The sequence below is a fragment of the Deltaproteobacteria bacterium genome, assembly GCA_016874755.1.
Classification (GTDB): domain Bacteria; phylum Desulfobacterota; class Binatia; order UBA9968; family UBA9968; genus DP-20.
The window spans coordinates 101,972-123,491 of record VGTH01000011.1 but is presented as its reverse complement, the minus strand read 5'-3'; the positions used below and the strand labels follow the sequence as shown (position 1 = coordinate 123,491).

The 21,520-nt window shown below is 57.4% G+C and carries 20 protein-coding genes and 1 pseudogene; 19 read left to right on the top strand and 2 right to left on the bottom strand.

The window, feature by feature from the left end; translation table 11 throughout:
* From FJ145_09295 to FJ145_09280, 4 genes are all read left to right on the top strand, one after another.
* A partial coding sequence (locus tag FJ145_09295) for a hypothetical protein (GenBank protein ID MBM4261613.1) occupies positions 1–772 on the top strand: 772 nt, incomplete at its 5' end.
* Between the two features lie 26 nt (positions 773–798).
* Entirely contained in the window at positions 799–1,749 is a 951-nt protein-coding gene (locus tag FJ145_09290) for a hypothetical protein (protein MBM4261612.1), read from the top strand.
* Positions 1,746–2,381: an SCO family protein gene (locus tag FJ145_09285; GenBank protein MBM4261611.1), complete on the top strand. Its 636-nt coding sequence runs from the start codon at positions 1,746–1,748 to the stop codon at positions 2,379–2,381. The genes FJ145_09290 and FJ145_09285 overlap by 4 nt, the downstream gene beginning before the upstream one ends.
* Complete coding sequence (locus FJ145_09280; protein ID MBM4261610.1) at positions 2,378–2,932, top strand: DUF4382 domain-containing protein; 555 nt, start codon at positions 2,378–2,380, stop codon at positions 2,930–2,932. The genes FJ145_09285 and FJ145_09280 overlap by 4 nt, the downstream gene beginning before the upstream one ends.
* A gap of 208 nt (positions 2,933–3,140) precedes the next feature.
* Here FJ145_09280 and FJ145_09275 read toward each other — a convergent pair whose 3' ends face one another.
* Positions 3,141–4,148, bottom strand: a complete 1,008-nt coding sequence (locus FJ145_09275) for an extracellular solute-binding protein (protein MBM4261609.1) — start codon at positions 4,146–4,148, stop codon at positions 3,141–3,143.
* Between the two features lie 168 nt (positions 4,149–4,316).
* On the bottom strand, positions 4,317–4,589 hold the full coding sequence (locus FJ145_09270) for a ferredoxin family protein (GenBank protein MBM4261608.1): 273 nt from the start codon (positions 4,587–4,589) through the stop codon (positions 4,317–4,319).
* A 202-nt stretch (positions 4,590–4,791) separates the two neighbouring features.
* Between FJ145_09270 and FJ145_09265 the strand changes: the two genes are divergently transcribed.
* The 15 genes and pseudogenes from FJ145_09265 (at position 4,792) to tkt (ending at position 21,517) form a co-directional block, all read left to right on the top strand.
* Positions 4,792–5,862, top strand: a complete 1,071-nt coding sequence (locus FJ145_09265; GenBank protein ID MBM4261607.1) for an extracellular solute-binding protein — start codon at positions 4,792–4,794, stop codon at positions 5,860–5,862.
* Positions 5,863–5,889: 27 nt separating this feature from the next.
* Positions 5,890–6,339, top strand: coding sequence for an rRNA maturation RNase YbeY (gene ybeY, locus FJ145_09260; GenBank protein ID MBM4261606.1), 450 nt, complete (start codon positions 5,890–5,892; stop codon positions 6,337–6,339).
* Positions 6,340–6,347: 8 nt separating this feature from the next.
* Positions 6,348–7,449, top strand: a protein-coding gene (gene prfB / locus FJ145_09255; GenBank protein MBM4261605.1) for a peptide chain release factor 2 whose coding sequence is annotated in 2 segments (ribosomal slippage) — positions 6,348–6,407 and positions 6,409–7,449 — 1,101 coding nt in all. Because the reading frame shifts where the segments join, the coding sequence is not laid out codon by codon here.
* Between the two features lie 141 nt (positions 7,450–7,590).
* A pseudogene (locus FJ145_09250) lies at positions 7,591–8,829 on the top strand (methyltransferase domain-containing protein).
* Positions 8,813–9,769, top strand: a complete 957-nt coding sequence (locus tag FJ145_09245; protein MBM4261604.1) for a radical SAM/Cys-rich domain protein — start codon at positions 8,813–8,815, stop codon at positions 9,767–9,769. Before FJ145_09250 ends, FJ145_09245 begins: the two are co-directional and overlap by 17 nt.
* A gap of 22 nt (positions 9,770–9,791) precedes the next feature.
* Entirely contained in the window at positions 9,792–10,853 is a 1,062-nt protein-coding gene (locus FJ145_09240) for an extracellular solute-binding protein (GenBank protein ID MBM4261603.1), read from the top strand.
* Positions 10,854–10,874: 21 nt separating this feature from the next.
* Complete coding sequence (locus FJ145_09235; GenBank protein MBM4261602.1) at positions 10,875–11,765, top strand: ABC transporter permease subunit; 891 nt, start codon at positions 10,875–10,877, stop codon at positions 11,763–11,765.
* A complete protein-coding gene (locus FJ145_09230) occupies positions 11,765–12,580 on the top strand; it encodes an ABC transporter permease subunit (protein ID MBM4261601.1) in 816 nt (271 codons plus the stop codon). The genes FJ145_09235 and FJ145_09230 overlap by 1 nt, the downstream gene beginning before the upstream one ends.
* Positions 12,577–13,638, top strand: coding sequence for an ABC transporter ATP-binding protein (locus tag FJ145_09225; GenBank protein MBM4261600.1), 1,062 nt, complete (start codon positions 12,577–12,579; stop codon positions 13,636–13,638). Before FJ145_09230 ends, FJ145_09225 begins: the two co-directional genes overlap by 4 nt.
* Positions 13,629–14,483, top strand: a complete 855-nt coding sequence (locus FJ145_09220; protein MBM4261599.1) for a hypothetical protein — start codon at positions 13,629–13,631, stop codon at positions 14,481–14,483. Before FJ145_09225 ends, FJ145_09220 begins: the two co-directional genes overlap by 10 nt.
* A gap of 267 nt (positions 14,484–14,750) precedes the next feature.
* Entirely contained in the window at positions 14,751–17,003 is a 2,253-nt protein-coding gene (locus FJ145_09215) for an FAD-containing oxidoreductase (protein ID MBM4261598.1), read from the top strand.
* Positions 17,004–17,005: 2 nt separating this feature from the next.
* Positions 17,006–17,905, top strand: coding sequence for a DUF547 domain-containing protein (locus FJ145_09210; protein ID MBM4261597.1), 900 nt, complete (start codon positions 17,006–17,008; stop codon positions 17,903–17,905).
* A gap of 113 nt (positions 17,906–18,018) precedes the next feature.
* Positions 18,019–18,696, top strand: a complete 678-nt coding sequence (locus FJ145_09205) for a glycosyltransferase (protein ID MBM4261596.1) — start codon at positions 18,019–18,021, stop codon at positions 18,694–18,696.
* Positions 18,680–19,357 (top strand): glycosyltransferase, encoded by a 678-nt coding sequence (locus FJ145_09200; GenBank protein MBM4261595.1) that lies wholly within the window; start codon positions 18,680–18,682, stop codon positions 19,355–19,357. Before FJ145_09205 ends, FJ145_09200 begins: the two co-directional genes overlap by 17 nt.
* A gap of 105 nt (positions 19,358–19,462) precedes the next feature.
* Positions 19,463–21,517 (top strand): transketolase, encoded by a 2,055-nt coding sequence (gene tkt, locus FJ145_09195; protein MBM4261594.1) that lies wholly within the window; start codon positions 19,463–19,465, stop codon positions 21,515–21,517.
* The last annotated feature ends 3 nt before the right edge of the window (positions 21,518–21,520 follow it).

The following is a 21,520-nucleotide window of genomic DNA, read 5'->3' as shown; positions in this document are numbered from 1 at the left end:
GGAACGCTACCTGCACGCGACCTACGCGCGCGATTTCAAAAACGCCTATGCTCACATAGCCGCGCAAGATCAGCGTCTAAAGGATCAGCGGACTTTTGTTCGCGAGCGCGGCAGCTTCGCGGGGTTTGCTTTGGAAACCGCGCGCCGGCTCGCTGTCTATATGGAAACGAGTTTGCTCGAACATCGGATCGTCGGCCAGCGCGCCTACGTCAAAATGGCGGTGAAGACGCCTGATCCGGCGAAACTCGCTCCCCTGATTTACGAGTGGGACGAGGAGCGTCTCGAGCGCTTGACAGCGGTGGAGCGCAAAGCATTGTTGGCAAAGCTCGAAACATTGCATCGCGAGCGCCAGATAGAGTGGGCGGAAAGCTTGGAGAATTTCGAACTGATCAAAGAAGCACGCGGCTGGAAAGTGCTCTTGAATCTAGCGGCCGGCAAAGAGGTTACGTTTCAAACTACGATACCGCCGACGCTGGCGCTGGAGGCGCAGGTCAAACGCGCTTCGGTGGTGACGCGCACCGGCGACAACTTCACCATCTCGCTCAGAATCCGCAACAACAGCAAGCAAGAGGTCGTCACCCGTATCGGCCATCTGGTCGACCCGTTCGAATTTCGCGACTATCTCGACCTGATAGAGTGTGGCTTTCTTTACCCGGTAAAATTGCCGCCGGAAAAAGAAACAGAATTCACCGCAACCTACCGCGTTCGCGAAGCATTGCCTGACAGCGTGCGCAAGCTCAGCGTGACCTATGCCATTGCGCCAATGCGTTAGACCAACAAATTATCCCTAGTGTGATCGTGAGACTAGCCGTTAAATTATTCGGAGCCCTGCTGGCGTGTGCGCTGCTGCTGGCACCTTACTATTACGTCGTGCGCGCCGAGCGGCGCACTCCGGAAGCCGAGCCGCAAAGGATTTTGCTCGCCTATCTGAGGGCCGCCTACGCCCATGACTTCAAGAAGGCCTACGAGTTCCTTTCGACCCAGGACCGGCATCAGAAAAATGAAAAAACTTATATCGCTGAAAAAGGCCCGTTTCACGGCTTCTCGCTCGATGTTGCGCGCCGGCTCGCCGATTTGATCGAGGCGAAGCCGTTGAATATTACGACCGAAGGGACACTGCGGCGCATCAAGCTCGGCATGCGCCTGCCCGACGCCAATAGCCTGTCGGATTTGCTGCACAATTGGGAGGAAGACAAGCTCAACGCGCTGCCCAAGCGGAAGCAGCTAAAGATTCTTGGCGAAATCGACCGGCTGCAACGCGACCGGCGTTTAAAAATGATCGAAGGCGAGGAAGAGTTTTTGGTCGTTCAAGAGGGCTCGTCGTGGCGGGTCTTTCTCGACTGGGCCGCGGGCATGCAAATCAGCTACAACGCCACCGTGCCCAAGAATAGTGAGCTCGAAGCGCTACCGCTAGCCAAAGAAACCACGGTGCGCGCCAGTGAGTTGTTTACGGTCGCCTACCGTGTGAAAAACCGCTCCGATCAAGCCGTCACGACTCGCATCGTCCATCGCGTCGAGCCGCCCGACCTGCGCCAGCATATCGATATTGTCGAGTGCGCTCTGCTCCTGCCGGTGAAGATGCCTGCCGGACAAGAAGCGGAGTTTTCCACGACCTACATGGTGCGCAGCGATCTGCCCGATGGCGTAAAAAACATGAGCATCACCTACGATTTTCAAGTCGAACAAAAGGCCGACATCGCCAACAGTCCTGCAGCCGAGGCAACCCCCGCGCCACCGCCAGCGAAATGAGCCGCCCGACCTCGATGAAACCCATGAACCCCAAGATCACAATCGCCTGGGCGCTGGTCTTGCTGCTCGGTCAGATACTACCGGCGCTGGCCCATGTGCCGCTACCGCCCAAGCGCGGCGAGATCGGCCGCAAAGAAGTTCGCGTCAAGGCGCCAAGCTTTGCATTGATAGATCAAAGCGGTGCCAAGTTCGCCTTCGAGCCAGCGCAAAAGAAATTGGTCTTGGTGAATTTTATCTATGCTAGCTGCCCGGACGTTTGCCCGCTTTTCTCTGCCAAGTTGGCGGCCATACAGAGAACGCTGCAGGCAGAAAAGAACGACCGCTATCTGCTCTTGAGCATCAGCACCGATCCCAAGCGCGATACGCCGGAGAAGCTGAAGAGTCACGGCGACGCCTTTAAAGCCGACTACCGCCGCTGGCATTTTCTCACCGGCTCGGCGAAGGAACTAGAGCCGGTGTGGAAAGCTTTCGGCGTGCGCGTCAAAGAGTTAGGCGACGGCCAAGTGCAGCATACTAACCTTTTGACGCTGATCGACGGCAAAGGCTTTCGCCGCGTCGACTACTACGGCGACAAGTGGTTGGAAAAAGAAGTGCTCAAAGACATGCGCCGGCTGGCTGCCGAACGGCAATGAGTAAGCGCAAAGTTTGGCTTATCGGTTTCGTTCTAGCCGTCGCCCTCGCGCCGGCGTTGGCACTGGCGGAAGGAGCGCTGGAAATCCGCATCAAAGACCATCGCGAAGCCATTGGTGATTTCACGAGCTTGATGCTGACAATCGACAAAATCGCGATCAGCCCGAAAGCCGGCATGAAATTTTGGCGCTCCGGCTGGCAGCCGCTCACGCCATTGATAACCGACACCATCGACTTGACGAAATATGTCGACAAACAAAGCGTTCAGGTCTTTCACGGCAAGCTGGCGGACGGCAGCTTTGACGGCATCGACTTAAAGCTCAAAAAAGTCGCCGGCACGCTCAAGAAAAGCAAACGCACGCCGAAAATCAAAAACTCAGTGACAGCGATCAAACTGCCTTTCCAGATTAGCTCCAGCCAGACAACTGCCATCGTCCTCGACCTGGTGATCCTCGACATGAGCGACCACCCACCGCAGGACTATGAGCTCGGCATCAAAGGCTGGGAGCTTTATCGTAACGGCAAGCTCGTGGACAAACTGCCGCCGGGGTGAGAACAGCAAACGCGGGACAAAAAAAATGAGCGGTGTCACAATTGAGGTTGGCGCTCCTGATAACAGGATTCAGCGTTCGTAAAGAACTTGTCCTGACGCCCCGGGCTTTTTCACCTCACGCCCGGTATTTGGACCCGTGCTCACCGCTCACAAGTAAAATACACCTGTCAATTTCGGCGTCAAGACACAATTTGCCCAGCTCGGCGCTTTACTTACCGCCGAAAATCTCACTGAACATTTTCTGATACTCGCTGACTTTTTCGCCGATCTCCGGGTCGTTGACGTGCAGTTTCCCTTTGGGCGCCCAGGGTGTGATCAGTCCCTTGCGAGTCGGTTGTAAATTGTTGCTCAGGTAGACGCGCTGGCCTTCCTCGGAGAGGAGAAAATCCATGAACAGCCGCGCCGCGTTGGGATGCGGGGCGTTCTTGTTGACGGCGCCGGCGATGGTGTGAACGATGGTTGGATCGAGAGCGATCCATTTGATCGGCGCGCCGGCTTTCTTTTGCCGCTCGATGTCATCGGCGTAGAGATCGATGGCGAGGGGGATTTCTCCTGCCGTCACGAGATTGGCTAGCAACGTTGTGCTGGCACGCAGGCTCACATCCTGGCGCGCCAATCGGCGCATGTATTCGAGGCCGGCTTTCTCGCCTTTGATCTTGAGGACGTTGACGAACCAGACATAGGCCGCGTCTTCGAGCCCGAGTTTGCCCTTCCATTTGGGATCGAGCAGATCGTCATAGCTGCGCGGCAAATCGCTTTTGGCCACCATGCGTGTGTTGTAGGCCGGCGCATGCACGGCGGTGTACAGAGAAGTATAGAAACCGTCGCGGTCTTTGAATTCATCGGGAATGTTTTTTCGTTCGGGCGGCTCATATTTCAGCAGCAAGCCCTTCTTTTTAAAAATATCAATGTACCAGTCGGTGGTGCGGACGATGTCGAAGGTGTGCTTGCCGGCGCGGCTCTCGGTCTCAAAGCGCACGAGCAGGCGTTGGCTCTGCACTCGGGTTTTCTTCGCCTGGATGAAGGGATACTTTTTCATGAAGGCGCGATTCATGTTCTCGTCGATCTCGGCGGAACCGCCGCCCGCCCAGATCATCTCGCCTTCAGCCTTGGCTGCTTCAATGACGCTCGGCGCCGCCGCCCAAACGGCATCGGCAACCAACAATGCGCAAAGCAGACCGACGATCGCGAAGCTTATGCGATGGCTGTTTTTCATAAGCGTGCTCCCAGGGTTTTTTTGAATAGCCTATCACAAACAGAGGAAACTAGCGTAGCTGAATCTTCAAGCACGTGACGGGAACGGCGTCGGGAAAACCAGCGGGGAGAAAACAAAAGGGCTGAGGATCGATCCTCAGCCCTTCCAAAACTTGTTATGCGGTTGGCTTTAGCCTTTGCGCGCTTTGTACCAATCGGCGTTGATCGCAATGAAGTTTTTCCACTTATCGGGGGTCGCCGCTTCTTCGAAGATCGCCTCGACGGGGCAGACCGGCTCGCATGCGCCGCAGTCGATGCATTCTTCAGGGTCGATATAGAGCTGTTTTTCTTTTTCGAACTCTGCGGTTTCGTTCTTGGTCGGATGAATGCAATCCACCGGACAAACATCTACGCAGGCAGTGTCTTTTGTGTCGATACAAGGCTCGGCGATTATGTAAGCCATCTATTTCCTCCTGGACTCAAACTTAGAATCTACTAGCAAATCGACTTCTCCAAGTCAAATTAACGTTCTATTCCGTCGCCCAAGCGGCTCGCCTTGATCGCAATACCTTGAAATGTTACAGCAATGCTGCGCTTTCCCCTTAGAAAAATCTTAGAATATCCCATGACCACGAAGGGGATATGACGCGCGCAGCGAGGCGTAGATGAAAAAGTTAATTTCCCTTTTTGCTTTCTTGGCGGTGGCGCTATCCGGCTTCAACGAGGCGAGCGGCGCAACCATCGATGACGTGCAAAAAACCCTGCGCAGCATGGCGCCGGCGCAGCGGCGCGCGGCGTTGGAAGAAGGCGCAAAGAAGGAAGGCGAGGTGTCGTGGTACACGACCATGAGCCTCACCGATTTTCCGAAGATTGTCGGCGCTTTCGAGAAAGCCTACCCGGGCGTCAAGCTGCGCGCCAACCGTCTTTCCCAGACCAGCATCTTGAATAAGATCGACACGGAAGCCCGCGCTGGCCGTTACGCCGTCGACATCGTCAGCGCCTCGCCGATCGAGATGTGGGAGCTGAAGCAAAAGGGCTACTCGACGCCGTATCTGTCGCCGGAGCTCAAGGCGTTTCCCACCGGTGCCTACGACCCGCAGGGCTTTTGGATCTCCTACGAAGTGACGCCGATCGTTTTGGCCTTTAACACCAAGATGGTCTCGCAGGACGAGGCGCCGAAGAGCTATCAGGATCTATTGCTGCCCAAATGGCGCGGCAAAATGAATTTCGGCACCGATGAGTACGCCTTTTTTTCGGTCATCCTCGACGGCATGGGTAAGGCGAAGGGAAATGAGTTCATGAGAGGACTCGCCAAACAACAACTGCACATGCCGGGCTCAAGCAGCATCATGCGCGTGCAGCTCATGCTCGGTGGCGAATCGGCCATCGTCCTCGCCGCGCGCGCTCGCCGGGTGACAGAGCTCAAAGAAAAAAACGCGCCGATCGACTATCGTATCCTTGAGCCCTATGGCGCCGAGCCCAGCGCGCTGGCCTTCATGCGCCGCGGCAACCATCCCTACAGCACGATCCTGTTCACCGACTGGATGTTATCGGAGGAAGGCCAAACGCTGCTGGCGCAGCAGATTCCACGGCTGACGTTGCGCAAAGGGATCAAGCAGATCCCGCGTCATCAGGAATTGTACAAGAAGGATTTCGCCTTTGTGAACCCAGCGTCCATCGGTCCCAACCTGAAAGAATTGATGGCGTCCTACCAAGAGATTTTCAACGTGCGCTAGGGGCAACCGGCTGGTCGCCCGATTATCATGCCGGTTGAAGTCGTGCGCCGCGACGGCGGCAAGAAATTTGCCGCCCGTCGCACGCGTGCCATTGCGGTTGCGGCGCTAGCAGCTTTAAAGAACAGCGGCGCGGAGCTGAGCGTCGCCTTGGTCGGCAATCGGGAAATCCAAAAACTCAACTCGCAATATCGCCAGAAAGACTACGCCACCGATGTGCTCTCGTTTCCGGCGGCAGAAGGTTTGCCGCCGGCAGTGCGATTGTTGGGCGATGTGGTGATTTCGGTCGACAAAGCCAAGGAGCAGGCACTCGAGCGGGGCCGGACCTTGGATCACGAGATGATCACATTGTTGATTCACGGCATCGTTCATCTCCACGGCTATGATCACGAGCGTTCGGCAAAAGAAGCGCGCGTCATGAGCCGTCTCGAAAAGAAGATCTACCGCGCGCTTTGTGACCAGGGAATAATCAAGGTATAATTCACATCATGTTAGAAGAAACCACAGAACAATTGACCCACCTAGAAGAACGGCTCGAGCTTTTGCGGAGGCGGCTTTGACGTCGAGGGCAAGCAAAACCGCATCGATGAGCTGAACCAAATCACCAGCAAACAAGATTTCTGGAACGACGCTGAAAAGGCCCAGACTACCCTCAAAGAGCAGTCTTCGTTAAAGTCGGTCATCGACTCCTGGGAGAAGCACCGCACCGACCTCGAAGAGGCGCGTTTTTTCCTTGACGTCGCCAAAGACGAAAAGAGCGACGAAGCATTGACCGAAGCGGCAACTAAAGTAGCGACGGTCGGCAAGGAGATGGCGCAGACCGAGTTGACACAGTTGCTCGGCGGCCCCGACGACCGGCGCAACGCCATCGTGACGCTCCATCCCGGCGCCGGCGGCACCGAGGCACAGGACTGGGCGGAAATTCTCCTGCGCATGTACCTGCGCTGGTGCGACCGGCGCGGCTACCGCAAAGAAATTCTCGACTATCAACCGGGCGAAGAAGCGGGCGTCAAAAGCGTCACGTTCAGCGTCGAAGGCGACTATGCCTACGGCTACTTGAAAGCCGAAGCCGGTATTCACCGCTTGGTACGCATCTCACCCTTCGATGCCAACTCGCGGCGCCACACTTCGTTTGCTTCGGTGTTTGTCTATCCCGAAGTCGACGACGACATCAAAGTCGAGATCAACGAAGCCGACCTGCGCGTCGACACTTACCGCTCGAGCGGCGCCGGCGGCCAGCACGTTAACAAAACCGACTCCGCCGTGCGGTTGACGCATCTACCGACTGGAATCGTCGTCGCCTGCCAGAACGAGCGCTCGCAGCACAAAAACCGCGCCATGGCGATGAAAATCCTGAAGTCCCGTCTCTATGAGCTCGAAGTCGAGAAACAGCGGGAAAAGATGGACACCTTTCATAAGACAAAAAAAGAAATTGCTTGGGGCAGCCAGATTCGCTCCTACGTCCTCCATCCGTACCGTCTCGTGAAAGACCACAGAACCAACGTCGAAGTCGGCAACGCCGACGCCGTGCTCGACGGCGATTTGGATCAGTTCATCCAAGCTTTTTTGATGGAGTCGAGCGACGCGTAGCTACGGCTGTTTCTCCAGGAACTTTTCTGCATCCAAAACCGTTTGACCTGCATCTACCGTAGATGTTCATATAGGCACCACGGGTGCGCCCAGCCTGACGAACCATCGCAAACCGGGCTGAATTCGCTGAGGAGGTTCTAGATGCAAGATGAATCCCTAGTTGGGGGAAACGGCAACGGCAACAATGCCAACGGCGTTAACTATGAAGCCGCAGTGCTCAAACGTTACGGCGATGCGGCGCAAGAAGTGGAAGCCTGCCTTTGCTTGCCAGTGAGCTACGACAAGTCATTGCTCAACGTCATTCCTGACGAGATCATCGAGAAAGACTACGGTTGCGGCGATCCCTCCAAGTACATTCGCGAAGGCGAAACAGTTCTCGATTTGGGCTCAGGCAGCGGCAAGGCCTGCTACATCATCGCTCAGATCGTTGGTCCAAAAGGCCAAGTAATCGGCGTCGACTTCAACCCGCCAATGTTGGAGCTGTCGCGTAAATACCAGAAATCCATCGGTGACAAACTAGGATACCACAACGTCGAGTTCCGCCGCGGCAAGATTCAAGACCTGCAAACCAATCTCGATCTCGTCGATGACTACCTCAAACAACATCCGGTCAAGTCGGTCGCGGACTTAGCCGCTCTCGACGAGTATCAAGCCAAGATTCGACGCGAGCTACCGCTCATCCCCGACAACTCCATCGACGTCATCGTTTCCAACTGCGTGCTCAATCTGGTCCGCCCCGAAGATAAGAAAGCCCTGTTCGCCGAGATGTACCGCGTGCTCAAGCGCGGCGGCCGTGTGGCGATCTCCGACATCGTCAGCGACGAGGCGGTGTCGGAGCATCTTACCAAGGATGCCGATCTGTGGAGCGCCTGCGTCTCCGGCGCATTCCAAGAAGAAGAGTTTCTCAAAGCCTTCGAAGACGCCAAGTTCCACGGCATCCAGATAGAAGAGTTCCAAGGCGAACCTTATCAGATTGTCGAAGGCATCGAGTTTCGCTCCATGACGGTGACTGCTTACAAAGGCAAAGAAGGGCCGCGCATGGAGCGTAATTAGGCGGTGATTTATCGCGGGCCGTGGAAACAGGTGAGCGACGACGACAACCATGTTTTTCCGCGCGGCGCGCGCATCGCCGTCTGCGAAAAGAGCTTTGAGATTTATTCCCAAGCGCCGTACAAAGAGCAGTTTATCCTCGTGCCGCCGTTCGATGAGGTTTTGCAGGCTGAAGCCACGGAGTTCGACGGCTCGCGCGAGCAGAGGCGCCACCCGCGCGAAACCAAGGGGCAAGGATATAAGGTGACCAGCGCTGCCAGCGAATCTTGCTGCTCCACCGGTCCGGCCTGCTGCACTTGGCCGCGATTTTCCCATGCAGCCATTCACTGACAAGATTGGGCCCGGTGGCGCGCTGCGCCGGCACAGTGTCGACACCCTGCAGGTAAACTTAGGCCGCTATTGCAATCTCGCCTGCATTCATTGCCACGTCGAAGCTGGGCCGACGCGCAAGGAGATGATGAGCCGCGTCCATATCGACGCGCTGCTCGACTTTCTCAAACGCTCACCCATCTCAACTCTCGATATTACCGGCGGCGCACCGGAGTTGCACGACGACTTCGACCATTTAGTCGAATCGGCACGCGCCCTGGGCCGCCACGTGATGGACCGCTGCAACCTCACCGTGATCTTCGAGCCGGGGAAGGATTACCTACCGGAATTTTTTCGTCAACACCAAATTGAGTTGGTCTGTTCGCTCCCCTGCTATTCGGTGGAGAACGTCGACAAACAACGCGGCAAGGGGACTTTCGACGGCAGCATCCGGGCGCTGCAAATCTTCAATGAGCTTGGCTATGGCCGACCTGATAGCGGACTGACTTTGAATCTGGTCTACAATCCCGTGGGTCCTCACCTGCCCCCGCCCCAACAGAAACTAGAGCTCGACTACAGGCGCATTCTCGAAGAGAAATTCGGTATAGTTTTCAATCATCTTTATTGCCTGAGCAACATGCCGATCACGCGCTACGCGACTCATTTGAAGCTGCGCGGTGAGTACGACGCCTACATGAACTTGCTGGCGGAAAATTTTAACGCCGCCACTCTCGATCAAGTGATGTGCCGCAACTTGATCAGCGTCGGCTGGGATGGCCGGATCTATGACTGTGACTTCAATCAAATGCTGAACCTGCCTCTGCGGCGCGTCGACGGCACTGCGATGACCATCGAAAACGCCGCGCTCGATGACATCCAAAACGCCGCCATCACCGTAGATAACCATTGCTATGCCTGCACCGCCGGCGCGGGCAGCAGCTGCGGCGGATCTCTAATCTAAGTCTCGAAAGGATGTGTAGTAGATGAAACAAAAACTGCGGTTTATCGGTTTCGGTTTGTTGCTCTTCGGAGCAATTGCCTGCGGCAAGAAACCTGAAGAAAAGTCCGCGGAGAAACCGGCGACGACGGCCGCCACTGGCGAGAAAACCGTGATCCAGTACGACGCCATTCCCAATTACGCCAACTGGGGCGGCGTCACCGAAGCCTACTTCAAGAAAACCGGCGTGCGCGTGCCGCCCGACATGAAGGGATCGAGTGCAGCCATGGCGGCGTTGGAGGCGGAAAAGGACAAACCAATGGCCGACGTGGTCTACTACTCCGGCGCCATCGGTTATCAGGCGGCGGGCAAGGGTTTGCATCAGCCCTACAAACCGGCGGGTTGGGACAAGATTCCCGATAATTTGAAAGACCCCGAAGCGCTCTGGTGGACGCTCCACACGGCGCATATTTCTCTGCTGGTAAACACCAACGCGCTCAAAGGCAAGCCGATTCCGCGCTCCTTCGCCGATCTGCTCAAACCGGAATACAAAGGCCTGGTAGTGTACGACGATCCGCGCATTCATGGCACGGCGTTTACCTTCGTCTATGGCATCAATCAGCTGATGGGCGGCGGCGCCGACATGAACAAGGGCTTTGAGTATCTCAAAAAGCTCCACCCGAACATTCTCAAGTATGCCAAAGAAAACAGCTACAACGACTTGCTGCGCGGCGAGGTGCCGATTTGGATCAACGCCGATGGCAACGGCTTCAAAGCTAAGCACGCCGACAAAGCGCCCATCGAAGTAGTCATTCCTGCCGAAGGCGCCATCGTCATGCCGCTGGTCATGGCGATGGTGAAAGGCGCGCCGCGCCCCGAAGAAGCCAAGAAGTATCTCGATTGGCTGCTCACCGAGGAAGCGCAAAAGTTGATGGCCGAAGCCTTTTTCCAACCGGTGGTAAAATTCGATCTGCCGGCCGACTTGAAAAGCAAGTTCCCGCCGCCCGCCGCCTATGCCAAAAGCGTAGTGCCCAAGCTGAGCGACATGGCCGCCCAGGCTGACGCGATCAAAAAGCGCTGGGAACAAGAAATCGAAACCGCCCGCTGAGAAAAGCAAAGTGCAGGGAGCATGGGGCCGGGAGCTAAGACAGTCAAGATGAAAGAGCAGCTCGCAGCACGCGCCGCGACCAAACGACCCTGGGCGCGCCCGCAACTGCTTTGCTTGCCGTTGATCGTTTTGTTCGGCGCGCTGTTGGTTTGGCCGTTAGCGCTGCTGGTTTGGGAAAGTATCGCCACAGCGGATGGCGCTACTTTGCGACGCTATGCCGACATCGTTTTGATACCGCGCTACCGCGCCGCTTTACTCTGGTCACTGGGCATTAGTCTGGCGGTCGCCGCGGTGTCGACGCTCACCTGCCTTGCGCCCGCCTGGTTGTTTGTCCGCAAGGAGTTTGCCGGCAAGCGCCTGCTGCGCGCGGCCTTCGCGCTGCCTATGTCGTTCTCCGGTGTGATCGTTGGTTTCTTGATGATCATCATGCTCGGCCGCGCCGGCTTCGTGCCAGCGATGGCAGAAAAATTTTTTGGCAGCGCTTGGTTGTCCGGTGCGGCCTACCAAACCACCGGTCTTTTGCTCGCCTACCTTTATTTCGAAATCCCCCGGGCCACCCTGACTCTGGAATCGGCGCTGCGCAAATTCGACGTGCGGCTTGAAGCCGCGGCGCAATCCCTCGGCGCCAACCGCTTGCAGAGTTTGTTCTGGGTGATCTTGCCGACGATTTGGCCGGCGCTGGTTTCCACCTTCGCCGTAACTTTCACGGTTTCGCTGGGCTCCTTCGGCGTCGCGTTGATCCTGTCAACCCGACAGGTCAACTTGCTGCCACTGGAAATCTTTACCAACATTTTTGCCGTGCCCTCCGACCGCGCCATGGCGGCAGCGCTGTCGATGATGTTGACGGTGGTGGCGCTCGGCGTCAACTACGGCATTCGCTCCTGGATGGAGCGGGAGGCGGTCGCACGGTGATGCGCTGGCGCAGCAGTTTCGAGTTTTTAGTAATCTATGCCGTGACGCTGGCACTGCTCGCGCTGATCGTCGTGCCCATGGTGGTGGTCACGCTCGGCTCGTTTCTCAACGTGGAAATTCTCGGCACCGACCAATGGTCGGGCGATCGCAACGATTGGGTAAGCTTCGCCGCGTTCGAATATCTGTTTCGGGTCTACTTGCCGTGGATGACCTTCAGTCTGCAGCTTGCGCTGCTGTCGATCGTGATCTGCGTGTTGATCGCTGTGCCCGCGGCTTATGTTTTTGTCCAATATCCGTTTCGCGGCAGCCGTTTGATCGAGGAACTCCTCCTGCTGCCGTTGTCGCTGCCGGGCATTTCCATGTCGATCGGTTTGTTGGCAGCCTACAATACGATCCGCGGCACCTGGCTGGTGCTGGCGGGTCATATCCTTTATACGATCCCTTTTATGGTGCGCGTCGTCACCGGCACGCTGCGCAGCTTCGATGTAACCACACTCGAATCGGCGGCGCAGACATTGGGCGCGGGCTTCTGGCAGCGCATGTGGCTGATCGTCTTACCCAACTTACGCCACTCGATGATTCTGGGCTCGCTACTTGCCTTCGCCGTCTCCTGGGGTGAATTCAACGTCAGCTATTTGCTCAACGCCGGCCATCCCCAAACTTTCCCGGCGGCTCTGTTCAACACCTACGCTAACGAAAGCTTCCAGCGCTCCAGCGCCGCGACAGTGATATTTCTCGCCGTGGTTTTGCCAGTGGTGATAGCGATACAACGCCTCGGCGGGCGCGCCTCCGTGGACGTGGAGCAGGGGGTATGAAAACCAAAGTCGAAGCGAAAAATCTGTGCAAGAGCTACGGTGGCATTGCCGCCGTCGAAGAGTTCTCGCATATTTTCGCTCCGGGTCGGGTGACGACGATTCTCGGTCCGAGCGGCTCGGGCAAGAGCACCACGCTGTCGATGGTCGCTGGACTATTGGAGCCCGATGGCGGCCAGGTTCATTGCGACGACGTCGATATCACCAACCTGCCCGCCGCCGAACGCAACTTCGGCATGGTATTTCAGAGCTACGCCTTGTTTCCCCACATGACAGTGTTGGAGAACGTCGAGTTCGGCCTGCGCGTGCGCGGCGTTGAACGAAATCTACGCCGCCAGCGTGCCGGAAAGGTGCTGGAGATGCTGCACATCGCGCCGCTGGCAGACCGGCGCATTCGGCAAATCTCCGGTGGCGAGCAGCAGCGAGTCGCGGTGGCGCGCGCGCTGGCGTTCGATCCACAAGTGTTGTTGATGGATGAACCCCTGTCGGCCCTCGATGCCAAGCTGCGCGAAACCTTGCGCGCCGAGCTTTTTAAACTCTTGCAGGAGCTTGGCGTTACAACGATTTATGTCACGCACGATCAAATCGAAGCGATGAGCCTGGGCTACGAGCTGATCATCATGAACGCGGGGCGCATCGCCCAGACAGGACGGCCCTACGAAGTCTATTCGCAGCCAGCGAACACGTTCGTCGCCAATTTTCTCGGCTCGACCAATATGGTCGCCGGCGAATGCGTCGAATTCAACGGTGCGCGACGCCTCCACCTGCCGTTTGCGCGCATGGAAGTTGCCGATGAAACACCTCTTGGCGAATGTTGGGCGGTGATCCGTCCTGAAGACATGGAGATTGCCGAAGACGGCGGCGAACATTTCTACGCCGAGTTCGAATCGTCAATTTTTCTCGGCAACCAGGTGCGCTTGTTCTTGCGCGTTGGTGAGCAGCGCATCATCGTCGACGTGCCCAATGATGTTTTGCAGCAGCCGCGCCAGCAGTGGCCGCTGCAAGTGAAAACTTCCAAAATTTGCATTCTCTCCAAGGAGCAGAGCCGCCAATGGAACTAAAACCGCGCGGGGCGCGCAAACCGCAGCGTCTAGCATTGATGGGTGGAGTCTACGGTAACGTGCCGGCGTTGAAAGCTTGTCTCGCCGACGCGCGCAAAATCGATTGCGACCTCTATGTCTTTCTCGGCGACGCCACCGGCTGCTGCGGCCATAGCGACGAGGCGCTAACGCTCTTGCGGCAAAATTTTCAGGTTTTGATTCAAGGCAACCACGAGGAGGAAGCGATCGCCAGCTCGGAGGTCTGCGGTTGCGGCTATGGCGATGCCGAGGACGAAAAATACGGCTGCATGGCGCACCAGTACGCGATGAACAGTCTGAGCGACGCACAACGCCGGTGGATGGCGACCTGGCGCAAAAATGCCGTCATCGAGTTGGCCGCGGGCCGCTTGCTGCTTTGCCACGGCAGCCCGGAGCGCATCAATGAATTTCTTTACGAAAGCAAGCTCAACAATGCGCGGCTGGAGAATTGGTTGCAGCAGAACTCGGCGCAGGCGCTAGCCTGCACCCATACGGGGCTGCCGTGGATTCGCAATTTATCGGCGAATCGCTTCGCGGTGAACTGCGGCACCGCCGGCAAGCCCGACAACGACGGCGATCCGGCGGTTCACTACGCCGTGCTCAACGCGGCCACGGCTCCGTGGCAAATCCAGATTCGCCGCGTCGAGTACAGTTGCCAAGCTTGGGCCGATCAGTTGGACCGCGAGGGCGTCGATCGAATTTTTACCGAACCGCTGCGCACCGGCTGGTGGACGACAGGCGTGAAAAGCCTGCCCACCTTCGAACGCAACAAAGCGCGGCAGAAAAACCCAACCGAGACGCCAGAGTCTGCAACCGCTGACCACTGACCCGCATCTAAACCAGGTCGATGAGCGGTCGGCCTGGCGCGGTGTTATCTTGCAGAGATTCTGCTGAAAAACCCAGGAATGCTTCGACGGGCTCAGCATGAACGGATTTTTCATGAACAATTTCAACTCCGAATCCGTTCGTCCTGAGCCTGTCGAAGGACTCCGGACGGGTTTTTCAGCAGAATCTTGCAGAGATGATTGCAATTGCCCCCACCGGCCAATCCGGACCGCGATCGAGAACGTAATTCTGCAAAGAGAGACACTACCGTGAAGCTTGGCAAAATAGTGATCTTAATCCTGGTGCTCGTCGCGGCGGTTTTTGGCTTTCGCATGCTGCCGATCCGTGAGTGGTTCATCGAGCTGGAAGCCTACGTGCGCAGCCTCGGCGCCGTTGGTCCCGCGGTTTGGACGCTGGCGTACATCGTTTGCACGGTTCTTTTCATTCCCGGCAGCGCTTTGACTCTCGGTGCCGGCGGCTTGTTCGGGCTCAAGACCGGCTTTTTAGTCGTCCTCGTCGGCGCCAACATCGGCGCGCTCTGCGCCTTTTTGCTGTCGCGAACCTTGCTGCGCCAGAAAGTTGCCGGCTGGGCGGAACGTAATCCAAAATTTAAATCCCTTGACCGCGCCATCGGTGGCCAGGGCTTCAAGATGGTTTTTCTTTCGCGTTTGAGCCCGGCATTTCCGTTTTCGTTATTAAATTATTTGTTGGGCCTCACCGCCGTGCGCACGGGCGCTTATGTGCTGGCGAACTTGCTCGGCATGCTGCCGGGCATTTTTCTCTTCGTTTACATTGGCGTCACTGCGCGCGACGCCATCGCTGGTCAAACCGATGCCTCAGCAGGCTTCTATCAGCAGATTCTGAAATACGTCGGCCTCCTCGCCACGGTCGCGGTGGTAGTGGTGGTCACACGCGTTGCGCGCAAAGCCATGCGCGAAGCGGAGATGCAGCAGGAAGGCAGCGTGGTGGCGGGCAAGCCGCTGCTCAACACAAATTACCAACCCGCTTCTTACAAAGAAATGACCATCGCTGGCGATCAGCACGACAAGGTGCTGGTGGAGAACTGTCACCCGCTCAGCTGGGTGAACCCAACGCCGGCGAAAAAATACAACATGGTCGTCATCGGCGGCGGCACAGCAGGCTTGGTGAGCGCCGCCGGCTCAGCAGGCCTGGGCGCGAAAGTCGCGTTGATCGAACGTAACCTGCTTGGCGGCGACTGCCTGAACGTCGGCTGTGTGCCGTCGAAAGGCGTGATCCGCGCGGCCCGCGCGGCGCACGACGCGCGCAACGGTGCTGAGTTTGGCATCAAGCTCGCCGGCGAGCCGAGCATCGGCTTCGCCGCGGCGATGGAGCGCATGCGCCGTCTGCGCGCCGGCATCAGCGAGCATGACTCCGCCGAGCGCTTTCGCAAGCTCGGCGTCGACGTCTTTATCGGCAATGGCAAGTTCATCGATGGCAACACCATTGAAGTCGACGGTAAGCCGCTAAAGTTCGACCGCGCCGTGATCGCCACCGGCGCGCGCGCCTCAGAGCCACCGATCGCCGGTTTGCGTGAAACCGGCTTCTACACCAACGAAACGATTTTCACTTTGACTGAATTACCCAGGCGGTTAGCCGTCATCGGGGCCGGACCCATCGGCTGCGAGCTGGCGCAGAGTTTCCAACGCTTCGGCAGCGACGTGACTATTCTCACCGACGGTGCCGAGATCATGCCGCGCGAGGACCGCGACGCCGCGGCCGTTGTCCGCAAGCAGATCCAAGCGGACGGCGTTAAGATCGTCACCGGTGCCAAGATCCAGAGTGCGGCGGCGCAGAACGGCGCTAAGGTTCTGAAGCTCAATATAAGCGACCAGCCGGCGGAGCTGGCCTGTGACGCGATTCTAGTTTCCGTCGGCCGCACGCCTAATCTTGAAGGGCTCAATCTCGACGCCGCCAACGTGCGTTACAATATGCGCGGTGTCGAAGTCGACGCGCGCATGCGCACGTCAAACCCGCGCATCTTCGCCGCCGGCGACGTTTGTTCGCGCTATCAGTTCACCCACGCTGCCGACGCCATGGCGCGCATTGTCATCGCCAACGCGCTCTTCATGTCGCGGCGCAAGGCAACAGACCTAGTGATGCCGTGGTGCACTTATACAGATCCGGAGATTGCCCATGTGGGCTATTATGAAAAAGACGCCATGGCAGCGGGCTTCGACGTCGCGACGATTACGCAGTCTTTAAGCGACGTCGATCGAGCGATTCTCGATGGCGAGGACGAAGGCTTTGCGCGAGTTCACTACGATAAAAAAACCGGTAAGATTCTCGGTGGCACGATCGTCGCGGCGCACGCTGGCGAAATGCTTGGCGAATTGACGCTGGCGATGGTCGCCAAGCAAAGTGTTGGGGTGTTGTCGTCGACGATCCACTCCTATCCGACCCAGGCGGAAGTGCTGAGAAAAATCGGCGACGCCTATATGCGGACCAAATTGACGCCGACAGTGAAGAAAGTTTTCAACAAGTGGTTAGAATGGCGGAGATAGCAATGTTCAAAACACAGACTGGTTTCGGGTTTCGAGTTTCGAGTTTCGAGTTCAACCCGAAACCTAGAAACCGAAACTCGAAACACTTCCTACGGACAGCGGCAACCCTGCTCACTCTATTGGGCGTCGCCACAATGGCGCAGGCCGCGCCGAAATCCGAACTGTGGCCGCGCTGGCAAAAAAACGATGCCGCAAGCAAGCAGAAGATCGATCACGCCGCGTGGGACGCCTTTCTCAAGAAGTATGTGGTCGTCAACCCAGGCGGCATCAACCGTGTGCGCTACGCGACCGTGACTCCGGATGATCGCACGGCACTGATCAACTACGTGAAGAGTTTGGAAGCCGTGTCGATCTCCACCTACAGCCGCGCCGAGCAGCGCGCCTACTGGATCAATCTTTACAACGCCAAAACCGTCGAGCTTATCCTGTCGCGCTTTCCGGTGAAATCGATCCGTGACATTAACATTTCGCCGGGATTGTTCGTCAGCGGCCCCTGGGGTGCGAAAAATATGACCGTCGAAGGCGAAAAGATTTCCCTCGACGACATCGAGCACCGCATCCTGCGGCCGATCTGGAAAGACAACCGGGTTCACTACGCCGTCAATTGCGCCAGCAACGGCTGCCCCAACCTGCAGCCGACAGCGTTCACAACAGAAAACATGGAGTCGCTGCTCGACAAAGGCGCGCGCGAATACATCAATCACCCGCGCGGTGTGTCGCTCACCGGCGGCAAATTAAAAGTGTCGAGCATCTACGTCTGGTTTCAAGAAGACTTCGGCAGCACGGAGGGTTTGATGCAGCACTGGGGCAAATACGCGACAGGGGCACTGGCGGACGGGCTCAAGAGCTACAACGGCGGGCTGGAGCATGATTATGACTGGAATTTAAACGGCGCTAATTAGCCGTTTCGGGTTTTCGCTCGCTTGTAAGCTTAGATGTTGATGTCAACAAATTTGAACGAGAAAACCGAGGGCAACGCGAAACTCGGAACCCGAAACTCGAAACATCAGTAACCATGCCCATCGCCGTCATCATTCCCGTCCTTAACGAAGAAAAAGGCATCGCCGCGACTGTCGACGCTGTCAGACGGCTTGGCCCCGACGAATTGCTTGTCGTCGATGGCGGCAGCACCGATCATACCCGAGATATCTGTGCCGAATTGAACGTTGCCTGCATGACCTCGCCGCGCGGCCGCGCGGCACAGATGAACTTCGGCGCGGCGCGCACCAAGAGTGCTGTGCTGCTGTTTCTCCATGCCGACACTCGGCTGCCGATAATCGCCTTCGGCGATATTCGCAAAGCGATGAGCGATCCGGCTTGCGTCGGCGGCCGCTTCGACGTGCAGCTCGACGGCAATAAAGCGATGCTGCGAGTCGTCGAAAAAATGATCAGCCTGCGCTCGCGCATCTCCAAAGTCGGCACCGGCGATCAGGCGATTTTTATTCGGCGCGAGGTCTTTAACAAAATCGGCGGCTTCCAAGAGATCCCGCTGATGGAAGATATCGCTTTATCGCGCGCCATGAAGCGCGCCGGTAAAGTCGCTTGCTTGCGTAGCCGGGTGATTACTTCGGCGCGGCGTTGGGAAATGGAAGGCGTGTGGCGGACGATTTTCAAGATGTGGACGCTCAAATCGCTCTACCTAATGGGCGTATCGCCCGTCCGCTTGAAGCGCTTTTATGGCGACGGCCGCTAATGCGCTGGTCATCATGACCAAAGCGCCCATGGCCGGCCAAGTGAAAACTCGGCTGGTGCCGCCGCTGGATTATGAGCAAGCCGCGGCGTTAGCTGAAGCGCTCCTGCTCGATCAAATCGACAACCTCGCCAAGTTCACCGATGCCAGCCTGTACATTAACTATACGCCAGCATTCGCCTATTTCGAGAAATTTACGGCCCATGGTTTTTCTCTTTTCGAGCAGCAGGGCGACGATCTCGGCCTGCGCATGCGCCACGCCTTCGAGCGACTTTTTGCACTCGGCCATCGGCGGATCATTTTGATCGGCAGCGACTTGCCGGCTTTCCCGCACGCAACTCTGACCAGGGTCTTTGATTCGCTCAGTCGAGGGATGGAAGTTGTTTTGTGCCCCACCGACGATGGCGGCTATTGCCTAGTTGCTATGCAGTGCCCGGTTTTTGACATCTTCGAGGGCATCACCTGGAGCCGCAACGATGTGCTCGCCCGCAGCATCCAAAGATTGGCAACTCTGGGAGCCCGGTACGAGCTTCTAAAAACAAGTTATGATATTGATACCTGGGACGACGTTCGGCGGCTCCATTCAGCCTGTGAGAACGGCCAGTTGGCCATGAGCAACACGGTTGCGCTGCTGCGACGGCTGAGCGCCAAAGGTCTTCTTTAGCGAACTCAGTCGTCGTCGGGCGCGCGAGCGCGAAGTCGTCAAATTTTCGATCGCTGTCTACTGGCATAACAGTTGCGAAATGCGGTAGATCACGGAGTGTCGCTCATGAAGAGTCAAAGTATTGACGAGTTGTGCATCAACACAATTCGTACGCTGTCGATGGACGCGGTGCAGCAGGCCAACTCCGGTCATCCGGGGACGCCCATGTCGATGGCGCCGGTGACTTACGGTCTCTGGCAGCGGCATTTAAAATACGATCCCGCCGACCCGCTCTGGCCCAATCGCGATCGCTTCGTCTTGTCCATCGGTCATGCGTCGATGCTGCTCTATTCGATGCTCCATCTCGCCGGTGTGCGCGCGGTCAACTCGCATCATCAAGTCTTGAATGAACCGGCGCTGACGCTCGACGAAATCAAAAACTTTCGGCAACTCGGCAGCAAAACTCCCGGCCATCCAGAATACGGATTAACCGGCGGCGTCGAAACCACCACCGGGCCTTTGGGCCAAGGCGTAGCAACTAGCGTCGGTATGGCGATCGCATCCAAATGGTTGGGTAGTTACTTCAATCGCCCCGGCTTCGACATTTTCGATTTCAATGTCTACGCGCTGTGCGGCGACGGCGACATGATGGAAGGCATCAGCGGCGAAGCGGCGTCCCTGGCAGCGCACTTGAAGCTTGGCAACCTGTGCTGGATTTACGATAGCAACCGCATCTCCATCGAAGGCGCCACGAGCTTGGCGTTTTCTGAAGACGTCGGCAAACGCTTCGCGGCCTACGGTTGGAACGTCGCCGAAGTAGCCGACGCCAACGATCAAACCGCGCTGGATAACGCGCTCAAGGCTTTTCAACAAACCAACGATCGCCCAACGTTTATCGTCGTGCACAGCCACATCGCTTGGGGCGCCCCCAACAAACAAGACACCGCAGCAGCGCACGGTGAGCCGCTTGGTGAAGCGGAAATCAAGCTAACCAAGAAATCCTACGGCTGGCCTGAAGAGGCAAAGTTTCTCGTGCCCGAAGGGGTGCAAGAAAATTTTGAGCGCGTCGTGGGCGCGCGCGGCCGCGCCTTGCGTGGGGCTTGGACGGCGAAATTTCAAGAGTACAAGAACAAACACCCTGACTTGGCGGCGCAATTTGAAACCCTGCAACGGCGCGAGCTGCCTGTGGGTTGGGATAAGGCGATTCCCAATTTTCCCGCCGATCCGAAGGGCGTTGCGACTCGCGACTCTTCGGGCAAAGTCTTAAACGAAATCGCCAAGGACATCCCCTGGCTCATGGGCGGCTCTGCGGACTTGGCACCGTCCACCAAGACTCGCCTGACTTTTGATGGCACCGGCGACTTTGCCGCCGGCAGCTTCGGTGCGCGCAATTTTCATTTCGGCGTGCGCGAGCATGCCATGGCAGCGATCGTGAACGGCATGACACTCTGCGGCGTGCGCGCCTACGGCTCGGGTTTTTTGATTTTCAGCGACTATGCGCGGCCGGCGATTCGCCTCGGCGCATTAATGGAAATCCCTGCGCTGCATGTGTTCACCCATGATTCGATCGGCGTCGGCGAAGATGGACCGACGCACCAACCGGTCGAACATCTGGCGTCGCTGCGCGCGATTCCCGGCTTGATCAACCTACGCCCGGGCGACGCCAACGAAGTCGCCGAAGCCTGGCGCGTGGTTATGCAGTTGAAGCATGAGCCGGTGACGTTAGCGTTAACCCGCCAAGCGCTGCCAACTCTCGACCGCAGCAAGTACGGCGCAGCTTCAGGTCTCGCCAAAGGAGCCTACGTCTTGGCGGATGCTGACGGCGGCAAACCAAAGGTGATTCTCATCGGCACCGGCAGTGAAGTTTACCTCTGCGTCGAAGCCTATGAGCAGCTCAAGAAAGAAGGCATCGCGGCGCGCGTGGTCAGCATGCCCTCTTGGGAATTGTTCGAGAAACAAAACCAAGCCTATCGCGACGAAGTGCTGCCGCCGAGCGCGACCGCGCGTGTCGCCGTCGAGCAAGGCTCGACCTTAGGTTGGGCCAAATATGTCGGCAGCCGCGGTGCCGTGATCGGCATGAATAGCTTCGGCGCTTCCGCGCCGTTCCAGCATTTGCAGAAAAAATTCGGCTTCACCGTGGAAAATATTGTCGCCGCGGCGAAGGCACAGTTGGCAAACTGATTC

Excerpts from the sequence above, each read along its gene's own strand:
- FJ145_09285 (MBM4261611.1), top strand. The coding sequence starts at position 1,746 with ATGAGCCGCCCGACCTCGATGAAACCCATGAACCCCAAGATCACAATC.
- FJ145_09280 (MBM4261610.1), top strand. The coding sequence starts at position 2,378 with ATGAGTAAGCGCAAAGTTTGGCTTATCGGTTTCGTTCTAGCCGTCGCC.
- FJ145_09275 (MBM4261609.1), bottom strand. The coding sequence starts at position 4,148 with ATGAAAAACAGCCATCGCATAAGCTTCGCGATCGTCGGTCTGCTTTGC.
- FJ145_09270 (MBM4261608.1), bottom strand. The coding sequence starts at position 4,589 with ATGGCTTACATAATCGCCGAGCCTTGTATCGACACAAAAGACACTGCC.
- FJ145_09265 (MBM4261607.1), top strand. The coding sequence starts at position 4,792 with ATGAAAAAGTTAATTTCCCTTTTTGCTTTCTTGGCGGTGGCGCTATCC.
- ybeY (MBM4261606.1), top strand. The coding sequence starts at position 5,890 with ATGCCGGTTGAAGTCGTGCGCCGCGACGGCGGCAAGAAATTTGCCGCC.
- FJ145_09245 (MBM4261604.1), top strand. The coding sequence starts at position 8,813 with ATGCAGCCATTCACTGACAAGATTGGGCCCGGTGGCGCGCTGCGCCGG.
- FJ145_09240 (MBM4261603.1), top strand. The coding sequence starts at position 9,792 with ATGAAACAAAAACTGCGGTTTATCGGTTTCGGTTTGTTGCTCTTCGGA.
- FJ145_09235 (MBM4261602.1), top strand. The coding sequence starts at position 10,875 with ATGGGGCCGGGAGCTAAGACAGTCAAGATGAAAGAGCAGCTCGCAGCA.
- FJ145_09230 (MBM4261601.1), top strand. The coding sequence starts at position 11,765 with ATGCGCTGGCGCAGCAGTTTCGAGTTTTTAGTAATCTATGCCGTGACG.
- FJ145_09225 (MBM4261600.1), top strand. The coding sequence starts at position 12,577 with ATGAAAACCAAAGTCGAAGCGAAAAATCTGTGCAAGAGCTACGGTGGC.
- FJ145_09220 (MBM4261599.1), top strand. The coding sequence starts at position 13,629 with ATGGAACTAAAACCGCGCGGGGCGCGCAAACCGCAGCGTCTAGCATTG.
- FJ145_09210 (MBM4261597.1), top strand. The coding sequence starts at position 17,006 with ATGTTCAAAACACAGACTGGTTTCGGGTTTCGAGTTTCGAGTTTCGAG.
- FJ145_09205 (MBM4261596.1), top strand. The coding sequence starts at position 18,019 with ATGCCCATCGCCGTCATCATTCCCGTCCTTAACGAAGAAAAAGGCATC.
- FJ145_09200 (MBM4261595.1), top strand. The coding sequence starts at position 18,680 with ATGGCGACGGCCGCTAATGCGCTGGTCATCATGACCAAAGCGCCCATG.
- tkt (MBM4261594.1), top strand. The coding sequence starts at position 19,463 with ATGAAGAGTCAAAGTATTGACGAGTTGTGCATCAACACAATTCGTACG.